The organism is Streptomyces hygroscopicus subsp. hygroscopicus, assembly GCF_030269125.1.
In the GTDB taxonomy this organism is placed as follows: Bacteria; Actinomycetota; Actinomycetes; order Streptomycetales; family Streptomycetaceae; genus Streptomyces; species Streptomyces hygroscopicus_C.
Genome location: NZ_BSSM01000007.1, coordinates 214,160 through 231,960, shown reverse-complemented (window position 1 = coordinate 231,960; position 17,801 = coordinate 214,160). Strand labels below are relative to the sequence as shown.

The following is a 17,801-nucleotide window of genomic DNA, read 5'->3' as shown; positions in this document are numbered from 1 at the left end:
GTACCGGTCAGCGACTTTCCAGTCGCAGATGCAGGTCCCGTTCCTGGTCGCCGGAGGCCGTGCAGGTCTCCTGGACGGTGAACATGGAGTCCAGGGTGTGGCGGAAGCGGTCCACGGCCCAGTAGCCGCCCTGGACGTCCGCCTGGACGGACGAGCGGAGACGGACCGGCGGGCAGCCCTGCTGGTGGGCGTCCGCGATGTCGTAACTGCCGAGCCACACCATGGGGCGGGTCTCGTGGAGCTGCTGGGGCACCTCGTCCGCGCCCCGGTCGGACGCGAAGCAGGCACTCAGCGCCTCGAAGACGAGACGCGCGTCCTCCTTGGAGCATCCGCTGATCTCCACCATGACGGTTTCCGGATGCGACTGGTCCCTGTTCGCCATTGATCGCTCCTTTCGTGGCCGCGCTGCCCGGGGTACCCCGCCGCACCGCGTCCATCCCCCGCCCAGGAAAGCACCGCCCCCCTCCACCCGCACGCGCGGCGCGGGATCAGCCGAGGGAGAACTTGTACGTCTTGCTGTCGGTGAGCACACAGACGCTCGGCGACATCACGATCACGCGCAGGATGCCGCTGCGCCGGTCGTAGTCGATGCCCTCCGCCTCGAAGGTCCCGGAGCACGCGCTGCGCAGCGGCAGTTGGCGCAGGGCCGTGACATGCCCGTTCACGTCCCCGGAGCCGCCGGGCGCGGCCGACAGGTCGATCCGGAGCAGCGGCTTGGTCATCCCGAAGAGGCTGCCGTCGGAGTCGTCGGAGGAGCACAGCAGGGTCGTGGGGCCGGAGAAGTCGCAGCCCTGCACGTCCTTCACGGCGTGGTCCAGGTGGACGGTGGCGGCCTGCGGGAGGTTCGCCGAGGGGGACGTACCGCTGTTCTCGCCGGGCGTCGGGAAGACCAGCAGCCGGTTCATCGTGCCCCACTCGCCCGACAGCATCCACTGCCCGTCCGGCGTGATCGCGACCCAGGAGTTGTTCATGGCCTCGCCGGGGCTCAGCGTGTGCACGTACTCCGACCAGGAACCGTCGGGCGCCTGGACGCGGTACATCTTCGCGTTGCCGGAGTCCTCCTGGTAGGGCTCGACGTAGTAGCCCTCGTACGACGCGTCGGGATCGCCGACGTGGTTCCAGCCCCGGATCGAGTCGCCGATCGGGATCGTGCCGATGCCGGTGTAGCGGTTGGGGCTGCCCGCCGGGATCTCGACCGAGGCCAGTCCCTGGCTCTCGGTCAGCGGGTCGGCGCGGTCGGAACCGATCTCGGTCCAGGTGCCGGCCGCGGAGGCGGACGTCGGCACGGCGAGGGACAGCGCGGCGGCGAGGGCGACGAGCGAGGCGAGGACTCCGGTGCGGCGTAACCGTGCGGACGCAGGCATGACAACTCCTCGAAGGGGCGGTGGGGACACTCGAACGGCGCACAGTCTGGCCTCGTCCGATGGTCATGTACAGACCAACGTGGCAACGTGAACGTGAACTCTCACGGCGGGTACGACCGCGTCGCGGGGTCCGCGGAAGCGGCCCCGCGCCCCGGCGGGCGCCCGCTTCGAGGGACGCCCGCCGCCGGGTTGAGAGATGGTGGAGGTTGACGGCGACGGCGTCGGAGAGTCGGATGTGAGCGCGACAGGACCTGGGGAACCGGCACGGGGGGACGGCGTGCCGCGCGGACGGGCGAAGGCGGTGCGTGGCATGAGTGCAGCCGGGACTCCGGCGACGGAGGGCGGCGAGCCGGCCCGCGGACCCGTGCCGCCGGGCGGCCTGCTCGACGTGCTCGGCGTGGCCTCGGTGGTCCTGGACGCCGAGGGCCGGATCGTGCTGTGGAGTCCCCAGGCCGAGGAGCTGTTCGGCTACACCGCGGCGGAGGCGCTCGGCCAGTACGCCGCCCGGCTGATGGTGCACGAGCGGCACACGCAGCTGGTCGGCAAGCTCTTCGCCGACGTCATGCTCACCGGGCAGAGCTGGGCCGGCGGCTTCCCGGTCCGGCACAAGGACGGCAGCACCCGTCTGGTGGAGTTCCGCAACATGCGGCTGCTGGATGCCCGCGGCCGGGTGTACGCCCTCGGTCTGGCCGCCGACCAGCCGACCGTACGGCGCCTCGAACAGGACGTGGCGTTGTCCGAGCGGATGGTCCTGCAGTCCCCGGCGGGGCTCGCCGTGCTGGACACCGAGCTGCGGTTCGTGTCGGTCAACCCCGCCCTGGAGCGGATCAACGGGCGTCCGGCCGCCGACCACATCGGGCGCCGGATGGCGGAGGTCGTGCCGGAGCTGGACACCGCCCGCATGGAGGCCGGCGCCCGCCGGGTGCTGGAGACGGGCACGCCGCTGATCAACGACACCATCGTCGGCCGTACGCACGCCGACCCGGACACGGACCACTACTGGGCGGTGTCGCTGTACCGGCTGGACGACGCCGCGGGCCATGTGCTGGGGGTGGCGTGCCAGGTGGCCGACATCACCGAGCAGCACCGGGCCTCCGTGGAGGCCGAGGTGGCACGACGCCGGCTCGCGGTGATCGCCGATGCCTCGGCCCGGATCGGTACGACGCTCGAACTGGAGCGCACGGCACGGGAGTTGGCCGAGGTCGCGGTGCCGGAGCTGGCCGACGTGGCCGCCGTCGACCTGCTGGACGCGGTGGTGGAGGGCCGGCCCAGTTCCCTCGGCCCCGCGGAGCCCGCGGTGTTCCGGGCCCTCGCACTGCGCCCGGAGGACGACTCGGACGCCGTACGGGCCGCCGATCCGCCCGGCCGGATCGCCTGGTACCCGCCCGACCGCCTGGTCACCGAGTGCGTGCGCACGGGCGAGGCGGTGCTGGTGCCGCGGGTGAAGGGCGAGGACCTGCCGCGCATCGCCCGGTCCCCGGAGGCGGCCGTCCTGCTGGAGCGGGCGGGGCTGCACTCCTATCTCGCGGTGCCGCTCATCGCGCGCGGCGAGGTGCTGGGCGCGCTCGACCTCAAGCGCACCCGCAACGCCCGGCCGTTCGACACCGACGACGTGCTGCTCGCCCGGGAGCTGGCGGCGCGCGCGGCGGTGCAGATCGACAACGCCCGCTGGTACCAGGACGCCCGCAACACCGCGCTCACCCTCCAGCGCAGCCTGCTGCCGAGCAGTCCGCCGGTGACGACCGGGCTCGAAGTGGCCTCGCGCTATCAGCCGGCGGGTGCCACCAGCGAGGTCGGCGGGGACTGGTTCGACGTGATCCCGCTGGAGGGCGGGCGGACCGCGCTGGTGGTCGGGGACGTCATGGGCAGCGGGATCGGGGCGGCCGCGACGATGGGCCGGCTGCGCACGGTGACGGCCACGCTGGCCGCGCTCGGCCTGGACCCGGCGGTGCTGCTGGAGCACCTGGACAAGACCACCTCGGCCCTGGACCACTCCATCGCGACCTGCGTGTACGTCCTCTACGACCCGCGGCTGCGGCAGTGCCGCATCGCCAACGCCGGCCATCTGCCCCCGGCCCGCGTCCGCCCCGGCCGGCCCCCGGAACTCCTGGACCTGCCCACCGGTGTCCCGCTCGGCGTCGGCGGCGTCTCCTTCTCGACCGTCACCGTCGACTTCGCCCCCGGTGACGAGCTGGTCCTCTACACCGACGGCCTGGTCGAGACCCGCCACCACTCCCTGGACGAACGCCTGGACATCATGCTGTCCCTGCTGACCGACCCCACCCTCCCCCTCCAGGAGACCTGCGACCTCCTCCTGCGCACGCTGCACCACCCGGACAACCACGACGACGTGGCGTTGCTCATCGCGCGCGCCAAGGAGTGCTGACCGGGCGGGCGTCCTGACCGGCCGTCAGGGCGCCTTCGTCACGACGACCGCTCCCGCACCCCGATCACGACATGCGCCGACCACTCCGTCGACACCGCCACGCGCGCGGTCAGCCCCGCCTCGGTGAACGCGGCGACCGCGGCCGGGGTCTGGTGGGCGCCGGTCTCGGAGAGGAGGCGGCCGCCGGGGGCGAGCCAGGCGGTGGCCTCGGCGGCGACACGGCGCAGGACGGCGAGGCCGTCGGGGCCGCCGTCGAGGGCGGCGGGGGGCTCGTGGTCGCGGGCCTCGGAGGGGAGCAGGGGGAGGTCGGGGGTGGGGACGTAGGGCACGTTGGCCGTCAGGAGGTCCACGCGGCCGCGCAGGTCGGTCGGCAGCGCGGCGTAGAGGTCGCCCTGGTGGGCGTGCCCGCCGTAGGGGGCGAGATTGCGGCGGGCGCAGTGGACGGCGGCCGGGTCGATGTCGGCGGCGTGCACCTCCGCCTCGTCCAGCGCGGCGGCGAGGGCCGCGCCGAGCGCGCCGGAGCCGCAGCACAGGTCCACGACGACGGACGCGTCGGGCGCCTCGGCCAGCGCCCGGTCCACCAGGAACTCGGTGCGGCGCCGGGGGACGAACACCCCGGACTCGACGGCGATGCGCAGGCCGTGGAACTCGGCCCAGCCGAGGACGTGTTCGAGCGGCAGCCCGGCCGCGCGCCGGTCCACCATCGAGGACAGTTCGGCGGCGTCACGGGCGGTGGCGAGGATCAACGCGGCCTCGTCCTCGGCGAACACGCACCCGGCGGCACGCAACGCGGAGACGACGGCCTCGGGGGTGAGGGAAGAACGCAGGGGCATGAAGACGGATGCCTTTCGGGAGCGCGGAACCACAGGGCGCTCCCGCGGTCACCGCTGCCGGTGCACCGCGCCGTCACGAGGAGAGAGCACCCCGGCTGACACAGCGGATATGGGTCTCACCTCCTCGCACTCGGGGCCGCGGACCTCCGCGACCGGACGGTCACCATACCCCAACGGACCCGGCCGGGTTCGGCCCCCCGACGGCGCGAGTTGTACTCTGCAACCGGAATGCGGACCACCGGAACGCCGCAGGAGGGAGGCCCCGTGAGCAGCGCCGAGTCCGCCGTCGAGACGATCCAGCGCGAGATGACGGTCTTCGCCCGCCGGGCCCGCGCCTCGGCCGGCCGGATCCACCCCGAGCTGTCCCTGGTGTCGTACACCCTGCTCGGCCATCTGGAGGAGAGCGGCGGCTGCCGGGCCACCGATCTCGCGGCGCACTACGCCCTGGACAAGTCCACGGTGAGCCGCCAGGTCGCGGCGCTGGAGCGCGCGGGCCTGATCGAGCGCCGCCCGGACCCGGAGGACCACCGGGTCCAGGTGCTCCGGCTGACCGGGGCGGGGCAGGAGATCCTCGCCCAGGTCACCCGCCGCCGACGGGCCGCCTTCCGGGAACGGCTCGCCCAGTGGCCCGAGGAGGACCTGGTGCGCTTCGCGGCCTACCTGGAGCGCTACAACGCGGGGGCCGCGGGCCTCGGACCCGGCTGAGCACGGGGCCCGTCCTCGGTGCGTACGGCGGTCAGCCCACCGGCGCCGCCTCGCGCTCGTCCGCCGGCCGCCGCGGGACCCGCGCCGCGAGGAACGAGGTGGTCCGGCGCAGCCTGAAGCCCAGGGCCTCGTAGAGCCGGATGGCACGGGTGTTGGTGGCGCTGGTGTGCAGGAACGGGGTCTCGCCGCGCTCCCGGATGCCGTGCGCGACGGCGAGGACCAGCCGGCCGGCCAGGCCCTGGCCGCGGACCGCGGGGTCGGTGCAGACCGCGCTGATCTCGGTCCAGCCCGGTGGGTGCAGCCGCTCCCCCGCCATGGCGACCAGCGCACCCTCGCGGCGGATGCCGAGGTAGGTGCCCAGCTCGACGGTACGGGGCAGGAACGGCCCCGGCCGGGTGCGCTCCACCAGGTCCAGCATCTCGGGCACGTCGGCCGGACCGAGGCGGACCGCCTCCGCGTCCGGCGCCGCGGCCAGGCCGTCGTCCACGAGCTGGACGCCGCCCACGTGGAAGGTGATCTCCCAGTCCTCGGGGACCTCCCCGCAGTAGCCGTTCAGCGGGACCTCGGCGCCGGGGCCCGCGAGCACGGCGAGGTCGGCCCAGTCGCGCGCCTCGGGCTCGTCGGGCAGCGCCAGCCACGGGGAGACGTCGAGCGGGTAGCGCAGCACCCGGCCGTGCCGCTCGGCGAAGCGGGCGTGCGGGCCGGTGAGGGAGGCGAGGGCGGGGTTGTCGAGGACGTGCGGGCCGTGCGTGGGGGGCCGGGGGCCGATCACGCTCATGCGGCCACCTCGATCACCGTGCCGGAGCCGTACGTCTCGCGCATCCTCATCCCTCGCTTCTCTCGCACCGTTCACCGGCGCACCGTGGCCGGTACCGAGCGCCAAGGAACGGACCGCGGCCGGTATTCCCGCCCGTGGACAGTGTTCATACGACCGCAACGATCTGGCCCCGGGCCGGGCGCCGGGCCGGTGACCAGGCACGGAGCACCCACCGCGACAGCGTACGGTTGAAGCATGAACGTCACGCGAGGCTTCACGGGCCGCCCGCGCGAGCACAACCCGGGACTGCCGCCGGGACAGTACGACGCGCGCGAGGACTGGCCCGTCCTGTCCGCCGAGGTCACTCCCGACCTCGCACCCGCCGACTGGACCTTCCGCATCGACGGCCTGGTCGAGCGGCCTCACACCTGGGACTGGGCGGCGGCGCACGCGCTGCCCGCGTCGGCGTACGAGGGCGACATCCACTGCGTCACCGGGTGGTCGAAGTTCGGGGTGCGGTTCGGCGGGGTCTCGCTCGACGCCTTCCTCGACGTCGTACGGCCCGGCGCGGCCGCCACCCACGCGGTCGCCCGCTCCCACACCGGCTACCGGGCGAACCTGCCGCTCGCCGACCTCACCGGCGGCCGGGCCTGGATCGTCTGGGAGTACGACGGCAAGCCGCTGCCGGCCGAGCACGGCGGCCCGGCGCGCCTGGTGGTGCCCCACCTGTACTTCTGGAAGAGCGCCAAGTGGATCGCGGGCATCACGCTCCTCGACCACGACGAGCCGGGCTTCTGGGAGGCCAACGGCTACCACCCGCGCGGCAACCCCTGGCAGGAGCAGCGGTATTCCGGTGACTGAGACGAGGACCATGCCCGGCGGCGCGCCCCGCTTCGCGGTGCCCGGCCGGATCGCCGTGAGCGAGCAGGCCGAGTCGGTGTGGCGGACGGCCACGCTGACGGAGATCCGCCCCGAGACCCCGCACGCCGCCACGTTCCGCCTCGCGGTGCCCGGGTGGGCGGGGCACCTGCCCGGCCAGCACCTGATGCTGCGGCTGACCGCGGAGGACGGCTACACGGCGCAGCGCCACTACTCGATCGCCTCCGCGCCGGACGGGTCCGGGCACATCGAGCTGACGCTGGACCGGGTGCCGGACGGCGAGGTCTCCGGCTGGTTCCACACCGTGGCCCGGCCCGGCGACACGTTCGAGGTGCGCGGTCCGCTCAGCGGCTTCTTCGCCTGGCCCGGCGACCGGCCCGCGCTGCTGCTCGGCGCCGGTTCCGGAGTCGTCCCGCTGATGTCCATGATCCGGCACCACCGGGCGCGCGGCCTCGACGTGCCGCTGCGGATGCTGGTGTCCGCGCGCGGCCCCGGGGAGTTGATCTACTCCGCCGAGCTGGGCGCCGAGACGACCCCCGTGTTCACCCGCAGCGCGCCCACCGGGACGCCGGTGGGACGGATGACGGCCGCGCACCTGGCGCCGCTGATGGCCGAGCGGCCGCCCGGCGGGTGGGAGGCGTACGTGTGCGGCTCCAACGGGTTCGCCGAGCACGTCTCCCGGCTGCTGGTCCGGGCCGGCCAGCCGGTGGACCGCATCCGCATCGAACGCTTCGGCTAGAGCGCCGACTTCGGCGCCTTTATGGGGCACATGGCTCGAACGTGCCCCAAGTGGGCCGAAATTCGCGGCTCGCCGGGTGGGCCGGGTGCGCCCTACGGGGTACGAGACGGGTGTGGACGCTCGCGCGCACACCGGGCGGGTGACGGCGCGGGCGGGCGGCCGGTCGGCTTCGGCGAGGAGGCGGACATGCGGACCCGGGTGCGTGGCTGGCGCTGGCGGCGCAATCCGCTGCGGCGCCGCTGTGATGTCGTCGAGGCGTGGACGGTGCTGGTCGTCGCGGTGCTGCTGTCCGTGGTGGCGCCCCTGGTCGGGGTGGCGGCGGGCCTGCACGCGCAGGACCGGGCCGCGGCGGTCGCGGCGGCGCAGCGGGCCGCGCGCCACCAGGTGCGGGCCACGGTGTCCGGCGGGCCGCCGTCCGCCTTCCACGGCGCGCGCGGGCACCCCGGTCGCGCCGAGGTCCGCTGGACCGAGCCCGGCGGGAGGACCAGGACCGCCTGGGCGCGGGTACCGGCGGGGACCGGGGCCGGTACGACGGTCTCCGTGTGGGTCGACTCCCGCGGCCGTGCCGTCGCCGCGCCGCCGACCGGGGCGACGGTCGTCCAGCACGCGGTGACCGTCGGGGTGTGCGCGGCCGCCTGCTCCGGGGGCGTGGTGTTCCTCGGCCATACCGTCGCGCGCCGGATCGCGCTGCGCCACCGGCTCGCCGAGTGGGAACGGGAGTGGGCCCGCACCGGGCCGCGGTGGACCCAGCCGCGGGCGTGAACGACCTCGTTCCGGACCATGGTCCGCCGGGGCATCGCCTCGTACGGTGGGCTCCCTCACCCTTTCTCCCCGGCAAAGGCGGTGGCCGATGGCCCTGTTCGACCTGCCCCTGTCCGAACTCCGCGGCTACCGCGGCGAGTCCGCCGAACCCGAGGACTTCGACGCCTTCTGGGACGGCACCCTGCGCGAGGCCCGCGCCCATGCGCTGGACGTCCGTTTCGAGCCGGTGGAGACCGGTCTGACCACGGTCGAGGTGTACGACGTGACGTTCGCCGGGTTCGGCGGGCACCCCGTCAAGGGCTGGCTGCGGCTGCCGGCCGGCGCCACCGGACCCCTGCCGCTGGTCGTGCAGTTCATCGGGTACGGCGGCGGGCGCGGACTGCCGCACGAGAACCTGCTGTGGGCTTCGACGGGCCGGGCGCACTTCGTGATGGACACCCGGGGGCAGGGCAGCGTCTGGGGCGGCGGGGGCGGCACCGCCGACCCGGTGGGCTCCGGGCCCGCCTACCCCGGCTTCCTCACCCGGGGCATCGACGCGCCCGAGAACCACTACTACCGCCGGGTGTTCACGGATGCCGTACGCGCGGTCGAGGCGGCCCGCGCCCATCCGCTGACCGACGCGGCGCGCACGGTGGCGCTCGGCCACAGCCAGGGCGGCGGCATCACCCTCGCCGTCGGCGCCCTGGTCCCCGACCTGGTCGCGGTGGCGCCGGACGTGCCGTTCCTGTGCGACTTCCCGCGCGCGATCACCCTCACGAACCGCCACCCCTACCGGGAGGTCGGCCTGTTCCTGAAGACCCACCGGGGCCTAACCGCCCAGGCGCTGCACACCCTCTCCTACTTCGACGGCGTGCACTTCGCGGCCCGCGGCCGGATGCCGGCCCTGTTCTCGACGGCCCTGGAGGACGAGACCTGCCCGCCGTCGACCGTGTTCGCGGCGTTCAACTCCTGGGCGCACGAGGACAAGACGATCGAGGTGTACGAGTTCAACGACCACGAGGGCGGCGGCCCCTTCCACGAGGCGGCGAAACTGCGCTGGCTGCGGTCGTACGCCTGAGATCGCCTCTTCCTCCGGGCCCGACCGGTCGGTATGTTCGGGGGGGCCCGGCCCGGGGCCGACGCGGGCCGGGTCTTCCCACGACCCCGGAGGGCCCATGTCAGCCACGCACGACGCCCCGCGGACCCCGCCGGCACCGCGGGCGGTCCGGGTCCACGGGCACTGCGATCCCCGGTTCGCCGCCGTGCGCGCGGCGTTCGAGGAGAACTTCCGGGCGCGGCGCGAACTCGGGGCGGCGGTGGCGGTCACCCTCGACGGGGAGACGGTGGTGGATCTGTGGGGCGGCTGGGCGGACGCGGCCCGCACCCGGCCCTGGGAGCGGGACACGCTGGTGAACGTGTGGTCCACCACCAAGGGCCCCGTGGCGCTGTGCGCCCATCTGCTCGTGGACCGGGGCCTGCTCGACCTGGACGCGCCGGTGGCCCGCTACTGGCCGGGGTTCGAGGCGGCCGGCAAGGAGAAGGTGCTGGTGCGGCATCTGCTCTCGCACCGCGCCGGGCTGCCGGGACTGCGCGAGCCGCACTCCCTGCGCGACCTGTACGACTGGGAGTTGACCACCGCGCGGCTCGCGGCCACCGAGCCGTGGTGGGAGCCGGGCACCCGGTCCGGGTACCACGCGGTGACGTACGGCTTCCTGGTCGGCGAGGTCGTACGGCGGATCACCGGGCTCAGGCCGGGGGCCTTCCTGGAGCGGGAGGTGACCGGACCGCTCGGCATCGACTTCAGCGTGGGCCTGCCGGTCGAGGAGTACGGCCGGGCCGCCGAGCTGACGCGCGCCCCGGCCGCCCCGGACGACGGGCCTTCGCCCACCTTCCGCCACCTGACCCGGATCACGCTCGCGGCGATGGCCAACCCCGCGATCGGCACGGCGCACGCGAACACGCCCGAGTGGCGGGCCGCGGAGGTACCGGCGGGCAACGGGCACGGCACCGCGCGGGCGGTCGCGGAGCTGTACGGCGTCTTCGCCGGGCGGGGCTCCCTCGGCGGGCGGCGGGTACTGTCGCCCAAGGCGGCGGAGCGGGTGCGCGAACCACAGGGCAGCTGCGTCGATCTGGTGCTGGGGGCGGGGCTCGGGGGCGAGAGCGAGCTCGGGCTCGGTCTGTGGCTCAGCGGGCCGCAGGGCGCGTACGGGCCCAATCCACGGGCGTTCGGCCATGACGGCTTCGGCGGTTCGTGCGGGCTCGCGGACCCGGAGGCGGGCGTGTCGCTGGGCTACGTCATGAACCGGATGGGGCCGCGCATCATGGACGATCCCCGGAAGATGGCGCTGGTCGACGCCCTGTACAGCGCGCTGTGATCACCCCGCTCGGCTCAACCCGCCTGCGACGGGCCGGACGTGCGGGCCACCACCAGCCGGGCCCGCGGGCTGCCGTCGGCGCGACGCCCGAACTCGGGCAGGGCGTAGAGGTCGGTCGTGAACCCGGCGCGGTTCAGCTCGGCCAGCACCCTGCCGAGCCGGAAGGCGCGGTAGTACATGACGAATCGCGGCCGCCACAGGGCGTTGCGGACCCGCATCGCCGCGTCGAAGCCGAGCAGGAGCCAGAACGCGGGACGGTTCGCGCGGGGCGGGGCGAGCACCGGGAAGGCGAAGCTGCCGCCGGGCCGCAGCGCCGCGTGGACCTGGGCGAACAGGCCCGGCAGCTCGCGGGGCAGGAAGTGGCCGAACGCCCCGAAGCTGACGGCGAGGTCGAAGGCGGCGGCGAACGGCAGGGCGCGTGCGTCGCCGCGCACCCAGGCGACCGCCGGCCCGCCCTCGGTCCGGACCCGGCGCCGGGCCACGTCGAGCATTCCCGCGCTGAAGTCGACGCCCACGGCCCTGCGCCGGCACAGCCGCGCCAGCGCCTCCGTGCCGGCGCCGGTCCCGCAGCACACGTCGAGGCCGTCCGTGAACGGGCCCAGCGGGTCCAGCGCCCGCGCGACGGCGTCGAGGACGCCGTCGGGGGTGCGGAAGGGCGTGTGGTCGAACTTCGGCGCGAGCAGGTCGTATCCGTGCTCGACGGACGACAGCGCCTGGACGGCGAGTTCGCGCAGCGAGGGGCCTTCGGGTCCGAACATGTCCGTCAGCCCGTCAACTCTCGTACCCGTTGATCAGTTTCATCCGCACCGACCCAACCTACAGGGGTGATCCGATGCACGCGTTCCGTTCGGCAGTCGAGGCCGGGGACCTGGACGCCGTGGAGGCGCTGCTGGCCGAGGACGTCGTCTTCACCAGTCCCGTCGTCTTCAAACCGTATACCGGCAAGGCCGTCACCGCCGCGATCCTGCGCGCGGTCTCCGAGGTCTTCGAGGACTTCCGGTACGTCCGGGAGTTCGGCGCCCCGGACTCCCCCGATCACGCGCTGGTCTTCACCGCCCGCGTGGGCGAACGGCAACTGACCGGTTGCGACTTCCTGCACGTCGACGCGGAGGGGCTGATCGACGACCTGATGGTCATGGTCCGTCCCCTGTCGGGCGCGCACGCCCTCGCCGAGGCGATGGGCGCGCGCTTCGAGCAGATCGCCGAGGAGGCGCGGGCGCGTTCGTGACCTGGCGGCTTCCCGCCCCGCCCGCGCCCGTCGACGGTGGTCCGCCGGGCCGGGGCGGGGCGGGAAGCCCGGGGCGCCGGGAATACCTCCGCGCGCCGTCCCGTTGACGCATCCGAACGCACGGGTATAGTGCGAACAGCGCATGTGCGTGCCCCTCGTACCGGCACCGATGCCGCCGATTTCTCCCCCAGCCTCCCGGCCGATTCCTTCGAACGGCCCCGGGCTTCTCCTCGGTACCCCCTCGTGACCAGGGCTCTCGCGCCGCCGTGTCCGGGGTGTCGTTCCCGCCGCCCGGAGGCAGGTCGTATCCGCCTCCCCTCGCGGCCGCTCCCTCCCCCGCGCTCTCCTCCACTCCCCGTCCGCGAAAGGACAACACTCCATGACCACCACGATCGAACACCCTCCGCTGGAACTCCAGGTTCCGGCCGCCCGGCTCGTCTCCGGTGTCCTCGACATCGACGCGCACGGGAAGGGGCACCTGAGGTCCGCCGGCCTCCTCCCCGCCCCCGCCGACCCCCAGGTGCCGGCCACGCTGATCCGCAGGTACGGACTGCGCAAGGGCGACCTGGTCGAGGGGGTGAAGGGCGCGCAGCGCGCGCTGACCGAGGTCGCCCGGGTCGAGGGCCGCGCGCCCGGGGATAACGGGGCCCGGCGGCACTTCCGCGACCTCACACCGCTCCACCCGCGCCGCCGGCTGCGCCTGGAACACCCGGACGCCCGACTGGCCGGCCGCCTGACCGATCTCTTCGCGCCGGTCGGCAAGGGCCAGCGCGGCCTCCTCGTGGCCCCGCCGAAGAGCGGCAAGACGGTGCTGCTGAGGCAGCTGGCCGCGGCCGTCGCCGGGAACCACCCGGAGTGCCGGCTGATGGTGCTGCTGCTGGACGAGCGCCCCGAGGAGGTCACCGAGATGCGCCGCACGGTGCACGGCGAGGTGTACGCCTCCACCTTCGACCGCACCGCCAAGGAGCACATCGCCCTCGCCGAGCTCGTCATCGAACGGGCCAAGCGCCTGGTCGAGGCGGGCGAGGACGTCGTCGTGCTGCTGGACTCGCTGACCCGGCTGTGCCGGGCGCACAACAACGCCGCCGGCGCCGGTGGCCGTACCCTCAGCGGCGGTGTCGACGCGGGCGCGCTGATCGGCCCCAAGCGGTTCTTCGGCGCCGCCCGCGAGGCCGAGGAGGGCGGCTCGCTCACCATCCTGGCCACCGCCCTCGTGGACACCGGATCGCGGGCCGACGGCTACTTCTTCGAGGAGCTGAAGAGCACCGGCAACATGGAACTGCGCCTGGACCGGGAGCTGGCCGGGCGACGCGTCTTCCCCGCGGTGGACCTCGAAGGCTCCGGCACCCGGCGCGAGGAACTGCTGCTCACCCCGGCCGAGTTGAGCGCCGTACAGCGGCTGCGCCGAGCCCTGGTGTCCCGCGAGGGCGGGCCGGCCGGTCTGGAGACCCTGCTGGAGCGGATGCGACGCACCCCCGGCAACGCGGCCTTCCTGCGGCAGGTCCTGCCGACGCTGCCCGAGGGCTGACGACGCGGCCCGAGTGCGGCATCCGGGTTGCTCCGCTGGGCCGGACGGCGCGGCCGGCGCGCGGGCATCACTCCCATTCGTACGTTGATCATATGATCACCAGATTCAGATATCGGGCGGTCGTCCCCGCCTGTTCGCTGTGCGTGGCGGGCCTGCTGGCGTGCACCCCGGTCCCGGCCACCGCCGTGCCGGCCGCCGGATACCACGGCACGGTCTGGCCGCGCGGCGGAGAGCCCGCGCCCCCCGCGCCCCGGGCGGCCGTCCCGGCCCCGTCCCTCCTCTACCGCTCCGGCGTGCAGGTGCGCCCGCGCCGGGGCGCCCCCGACCTGCCGGACGTCTCCGCCCTGTCCTGGCTGGTCGCCGACGCGAACAGCGGGCACGTGCTGGCCGCGAGCGAGGCGCACCGTCCGCTGCCGCCGGCCAGCACCCTGAAGACGCTGTTCGCCCTCACCGTGCTGCCGAGACTGCCCAGCGGGATGCAGCACACCGTGCGCTACCGGGAGCTCGCCGACGTCGCCGAGGGCAGCAGCCTGGTCGGGGTGGAGGAGGGCCACCGCTACCAGGTGGCGGACCTGTGGCGGGGGGTCTTCCTCAGCTCGGGCAACGACGCGGTGCACGTGCTGGCCTCCCTGAACGGCGGCTGGGAGACCACCGCCCGGCGGATGCAGACCAACGCGCGCGCCCTGGGCGCCCTGGACACCCGTGTGCTGTCCCCGGACGGCTACGACGCCCCGGGCCAGGTGTCCTCCGCCTACGACCTCGCGGTCTTCGGCCGGGAGGGCCTGCGCAACCCCGACTTCGCGCAGTACTGCTCCACCGCCCAGGCGGAGTTCCCGGGCGACGGGTCGCCGTACCCCATCGAGAACACCAACCGGCTGCTCACCGGCGAGGACGGCGTGGCGCCGTACCCGGGCCTGATCGGCGTCAAGAACGGCTACACCAGCAACGCGGGCAACACGCTCGTGGCCGCCGCCCGCCGGGGCGGCCGCACCCTTGAGGTGACCGTGATGAACCCACAGGCCGGCGGCGGGTTCGCGGTGTACGAGGAGGCGCGCGCGCTGCTCGACTGGGGCTTCGCGGCGGACGGTCAGGTGGATCCGGTCGGCTCGCTGGACGGGCTGCGCCCCAGGGCCCGGCCGGCCGCCTCGGCCACACCGGTGGCGGCGGCCACGTCCGGGGCGCCGGACGACGACTGGTCCGGCACCGCCGTCGGGGCGGGACTGGCCGGGCTGGGGGCGGGCGCGCTGGCACTGGCGCTGCGGGCCAGGGGCAGGGCCGCACGGCGCTGACCGACCGGCAGACCGAGCAGCAGGCCCAGGGTGATCCAGGTGTAGAGGTTGCTGCCGAGGAAGCCGTCGACGCCCGAGGCGTCGTCGAACCAGAGCCAGACCACGCTGGTGCACAGCACCGCGTACAGCGCGCCCGCGACGCGCCGGTGGCCGCTGCGCAGCAGGACCGCGAAGGAGGGCAGCAGCCATACCAGGTGATGCACCCAGGTGATCGGGCTGACCAGGCAGGCGGTCGCCCCGGTGAGGGCGAAGGCCGCCGTCCAGTCGCCCGCCAGCGCCGCCCGGCGGGTCCGCCACCCCCACACGCACAGGGCCAGCAGCACCACAGTCGCCCACAGCGGGCGCCCGGTCTCGCCGAGCCGGGCCAGCACGCCCTGGAGCGACTGGTTGGAGACGTAGTCGAGGCGGCCCACCCGGCCGGTGTCCCACAGCGCCCGGGTCCAGTAGAACCGGGAGGCCGCGGGGTCCACCCAGGCGGCGAGCGCGGTCACGGCGACGGCCACGGCGGTCGCGCGCGCGGCGGCCCGGCGCCGCCCGGCGAGCAGCAGCAGCCCGATGAACAGGGCGGGCGTCAGCTTGATGGCGGCGGCGAGCCCGATCCCGACGCCCGCCCAGCGGCCCCGGCCGCTCGTCAGCAGCCAGGCGTCGGTGAGGACGAGGGCCAGGAGCACGACGTTGACCTGGCCGAAGCTGAACGTGTCGCGCAGCGGTTCGAACAGCGCGAGCGCGCACAGGGCGAGCGCCCAGCGGTACCAGCCGTACAGCCGCCAGTGGTCGCCGGCCAGGATGCGCAGGACGACGCCGAGCGCGGCCGCGTTCACCACCAGGGAGGCGGCGATCGCGGTGTTCCGGCCCAGCACGGCCAGCGGCAGCATGAGGACCGCGGCGAACGGCGGATAGGTGAAGCCGTACTGTGTGCCCGGCACCCGGTAGTCGTAGATCAGGCCGCCGTGGTGCACCCAGGTGTGCACGGTGCCGTAGTAGACGCGCAGGTCGAAGAAGCCGCGCAGCAGGGGCACGGTCGCGGTGAACGCGGTCACGGCGGCCGCGAGGGCGAGGACCAGCAGCAGCCGGCCACGCTCGGTGCGCGGGCCGGTCATGCGGCGCGCCCCGGAGCCGGGGACGCGGCGGGTGCCTGCGCCGCCTGGTGGGCCTGCCACAGCACGACGACGCCGAGCACCCCGCCGCAGACGGCGAGCACCAGCTGCCCCGCGTCGGCGGGGCCGCCGCTGGGCAGGACGGCGAGGGCGAGCACCCCGGCGAGGGCCGCGACCCGGTGGCGTACCGAGGTGGTGGGCGCGGCGGCGGCGATCAGGAACAGGCCCCACAGCACGTACCAGGGGCGGATCGCCGGGCCGAACACGGCGACGATGAGCAGGCTCAGACCCAGCGCGTAGACCGGCCTGAGGCGCATCCGCAGCCATGTCAGCAGTATCGCGACGGCGGTGGCCACGAGACCCACGATATGCCAGACCGGGACGGCCAGCGGGGCGAGACCGCTGCCGAGGCGGTCGAGCAGGTCGCCGGTGGCCCGGCCGAGCAGGCTGGTCAGGGCCCAGTTCTGCGGGGACACGGGAGTGCCGAGGGCGCCGATCCAGCCGTAACCGGTGCCGGCCAGGGCGGTGGCGGCGACGGTGGTCGCGGCGGAGGTGGCCGCGGTGGACAGGGCGGCGGGCAGGGGGCGCCGGCCGACACGGGCCTGGAGCGCCACCACGGCGAGCAGCCCGAGCCCGGCGGGCGCCTTGACCAGCGCCGCGAGGGTGACGAGTACGGTGGCGAGGGCGCCGCGGGCGGGCCTGCGGTCGCGCGCGGCGACCAGGCCGAGGCCGAGCAGTCCGAGCATCAGCGCGTCGTTGTGGGCGCCCGCGACCAGGTGCAGCAGCACCAGCGGGTTGAGGGCGCCGAGCCAGAGCGCGGCGGCCGGGTCGGCGCCGCTGTGCCGGGCCAGCCGGGGCAGCGCGAACGCCATCAGGGCCACGCCCAGCAGCGCGACCAGGCGCATGCCGAGCAGGCCCGCGGGCAGCTCGCCCCGGGTGAGACCGGACAGCACGGAGGCGAGGCCCAGGAAGGCCGGCCCGTACGGCGCTCCGGTGTGCTGCCACATGGGGGCCACCTGGTCGGCGAGCGGGCCGCCGAGGGCCGCGGGGCCCTGGGTGTACACGTCCATGTGCGCGTCGGCCATCGCGCCCTGCGCGAGGTAGCTGTAGACGTCCCGGCTGAAGAGCGGCGGGGCGAGCGCCAAGGGGGCGGCCCAGACGGCCAGTACGAGGAGGAGGGCGCGCGGGGTGGGCGGCTGCGGGCCGCGCACCAGGCGGCCGAGGAGCACCCAGGCGGCCACCAGGAGGACGACGCCGAAGTACACCCCGACCAGTCCGGTGGCCGCCTGGGCCGAGGCGGGGGACAGCAGTCTCTCGACAGGCAGGGCACCGGCCGTCTCCCCGCCCAGCGCGAGGGAGGCGGTGCCGACCAGGCCGAGCAGCCGGCAGCGACGCAGATCGAAGGGGAATGCCATGGCCAACACTGGCCCAGCGTGTCAACGCCGTATGGCCGCGAGGCGACGACCGCCCGTCCGGGCGGGAGCGGACGTGTGGCCGGTGCGTAGTGAGGCGGGCGGCACCGACCGGGCAGGTGGGGGGCGAGCCGGGCCGATGCGCGGAGAGGACGGACCGTACCGACCGAGCCGGCAACGGCGAACCGGGCCTACACCCGGAGAGGACGGACCGCACCGACCGAGCCGGTAACGGCGAACCGGGCCTACACCCGGCGGGCACGGGCCGCACCGACCGAGCCGGTGGGGCTCCGCCGTGCACCGGCCTGGCACCCGCACGGCAGCCCGGCGCCTGTCGCGCTCCCGCCTCGGCATCCACCACGTCCTGAACACACCGGCTCGCCCCAGGGTGCGCGACCGGCGCCCGCGTGCCCGGCCGGCGCCCGGCGGACATCCACCCGCTTCGTGGCGGACGGCGGACGCCGGTGC

General features: G+C 74.8%; 16 protein-coding genes and 1 pseudogene. 10 read left to right on the top strand and 7 right to left on the bottom strand.

From position 1 onward, the window contains the following. Positions 1 to 7: 7 nt before the first annotated feature. Both QSK45_RS18085 and QSK45_RS18080 read right to left on the bottom strand, forming a co-directional pair. On the bottom strand, positions 8 to 382 hold the full coding sequence (locus tag QSK45_RS18085) for a hypothetical protein (protein WP_285558059.1): 375 nt from the start codon (positions 380 to 382) through the stop codon (positions 8 to 10). Between the two features lie 106 nt (positions 383 to 488). Beyond that, a complete protein-coding gene (locus QSK45_RS18080; protein ID WP_285558057.1) occupies positions 489 to 1,364 on the bottom strand; it encodes a hypothetical protein in 876 nt (291 codons plus the stop codon). 310 nt (positions 1,365 to 1,674) lie between these two features. Between QSK45_RS18080 and QSK45_RS18075 the strand changes: the two genes are divergently transcribed. Next, positions 1,675 to 3,750, top strand: a complete 2,076-nt coding sequence (locus QSK45_RS18075; protein ID WP_285558055.1) for a SpoIIE family protein phosphatase — start codon at positions 1,675 to 1,677, stop codon at positions 3,748 to 3,750. 38 nt (positions 3,751 to 3,788) lie between these two features. Here the strand turns inward: QSK45_RS18075 and QSK45_RS18070 are convergent, their stop codons facing one another. After that, complete coding sequence (locus QSK45_RS18070) at positions 3,789 to 4,583, bottom strand: putative protein N(5)-glutamine methyltransferase (RefSeq protein WP_285558054.1); 795 nt, start codon at positions 4,581 to 4,583, stop codon at positions 3,789 to 3,791. A 228-nt stretch (positions 4,584 to 4,811) separates the two neighbouring features. Between QSK45_RS18070 and QSK45_RS18065 the strand changes: the two genes are divergently transcribed. Beyond that, a complete protein-coding gene (locus QSK45_RS18065) occupies positions 4,812 to 5,288 on the top strand; it encodes a MarR family winged helix-turn-helix transcriptional regulator (protein ID WP_490993581.1) in 477 nt (158 codons plus the stop codon). Positions 5,289 to 5,319: 31 nt separating this feature from the next. On the opposite strand, the gene QSK45_RS18060 is transcribed toward QSK45_RS18065, so the two are convergent. After that, positions 5,320 to 6,066 carry a GNAT family N-acetyltransferase gene (locus tag QSK45_RS18060; RefSeq protein ID WP_285558051.1) on the bottom strand — a complete coding sequence of 249 codons (747 nt, stop codon included), beginning with the start codon at positions 6,064 to 6,066 and terminating at the stop codon, positions 5,320 to 5,322. A gap of 234 nt (positions 6,067 to 6,300) precedes the next feature. Between QSK45_RS18060 and QSK45_RS18055 the strand changes: the two genes are divergently transcribed. The 5 genes from QSK45_RS18055 (at position 6,301) to QSK45_RS18035 (ending at position 10,779) form a co-directional block, all read left to right on the top strand. Continuing rightward, the gene (locus QSK45_RS18055) at positions 6,301 to 6,906 is read left to right on the top strand and encodes a sulfite oxidase-like oxidoreductase (RefSeq protein ID WP_285558049.1); all 606 of its coding nucleotides are present in this window, start codon (positions 6,301 to 6,303) and stop codon (positions 6,904 to 6,906) included. Then, positions 6,899 to 7,663 carry a ferredoxin reductase gene (locus QSK45_RS18050; protein ID WP_285558047.1) on the top strand — a complete coding sequence of 255 codons (765 nt, stop codon included), beginning with the start codon at positions 6,899 to 6,901 and terminating at the stop codon, positions 7,661 to 7,663. Before QSK45_RS18055 ends, QSK45_RS18050 begins: the two co-directional genes overlap by 8 nt. A gap of 186 nt (positions 7,664 to 7,849) precedes the next feature. Beyond that, positions 7,850 to 8,425, top strand: a complete 576-nt coding sequence (locus QSK45_RS18045) for an Rv1733c family protein (RefSeq protein WP_285558045.1) — start codon at positions 7,850 to 7,852, stop codon at positions 8,423 to 8,425. Between the two features lie 88 nt (positions 8,426 to 8,513). Next, complete coding sequence (locus tag QSK45_RS18040) at positions 8,514 to 9,482, top strand: acetylxylan esterase (RefSeq protein ID WP_285558042.1); 969 nt, start codon at positions 8,514 to 8,516, stop codon at positions 9,480 to 9,482. Between the two features lie 97 nt (positions 9,483 to 9,579). Further along, positions 9,580 to 10,779 (top strand): serine hydrolase domain-containing protein, encoded by a 1,200-nt coding sequence (locus QSK45_RS18035; RefSeq protein ID WP_285558041.1) that lies wholly within the window; start codon positions 9,580 to 9,582, stop codon positions 10,777 to 10,779. A gap of 14 nt (positions 10,780 to 10,793) precedes the next feature. On the opposite strand, the gene QSK45_RS18030 is transcribed toward QSK45_RS18035, so the two are convergent. Next, a complete protein-coding gene (locus QSK45_RS18030; protein ID WP_285558038.1) occupies positions 10,794 to 11,537 on the bottom strand; it encodes a class I SAM-dependent methyltransferase in 744 nt (247 codons plus the stop codon). Positions 11,538 to 11,611: 74 nt separating this feature from the next. On the opposite strand from QSK45_RS18030, the gene QSK45_RS18025 reads away from it, so the two are divergent. The 3 genes and pseudogenes from QSK45_RS18025 to QSK45_RS18015 form a co-directional block, all read left to right on the top strand. Continuing rightward, positions 11,612 to 12,007 (top strand): nuclear transport factor 2 family protein, encoded by a 396-nt coding sequence (locus QSK45_RS18025; RefSeq protein ID WP_285558034.1) that lies wholly within the window; start codon positions 11,612 to 11,614, stop codon positions 12,005 to 12,007. 379 nt (positions 12,008 to 12,386) lie between these two features. Continuing rightward, positions 12,387 to 13,535: a transcription termination factor Rho gene (gene rho / locus QSK45_RS18020; protein ID WP_285558033.1), complete on the top strand. Its 1,149-nt coding sequence runs from the start codon at positions 12,387 to 12,389 to the stop codon at positions 13,533 to 13,535. A 92-nt stretch (positions 13,536 to 13,627) separates the two neighbouring features. After that, a pseudogene (locus QSK45_RS18015) lies at positions 13,628 to 14,539 on the top strand (D-alanyl-D-alanine carboxypeptidase family protein); the annotation flags it as partial. Positions 14,540 to 14,622: 83 nt separating this feature from the next. Here the strand turns inward: QSK45_RS18015 and QSK45_RS18010 are convergent. Together QSK45_RS18010 and mptB are read right to left on the bottom strand one after the other, a co-directional pair. Further along, the gene (locus QSK45_RS18010) at positions 14,623 to 15,924 is read right to left on the bottom strand and encodes a glycosyltransferase family 87 protein (protein ID WP_395482200.1); all 1,302 of its coding nucleotides are present in this window, start codon (positions 15,922 to 15,924) and stop codon (positions 14,623 to 14,625) included. Next, positions 15,921 to 17,336, bottom strand: coding sequence for a polyprenol phosphomannose-dependent alpha 1,6 mannosyltransferase MptB (gene mptB, locus QSK45_RS18005; protein ID WP_285558030.1), 1,416 nt, complete (start codon positions 17,334 to 17,336; stop codon positions 15,921 to 15,923). Before mptB ends, QSK45_RS18010 begins: the two co-directional genes overlap by 4 nt. Positions 17,337 to 17,801: the final 465 nt, after the last annotated feature.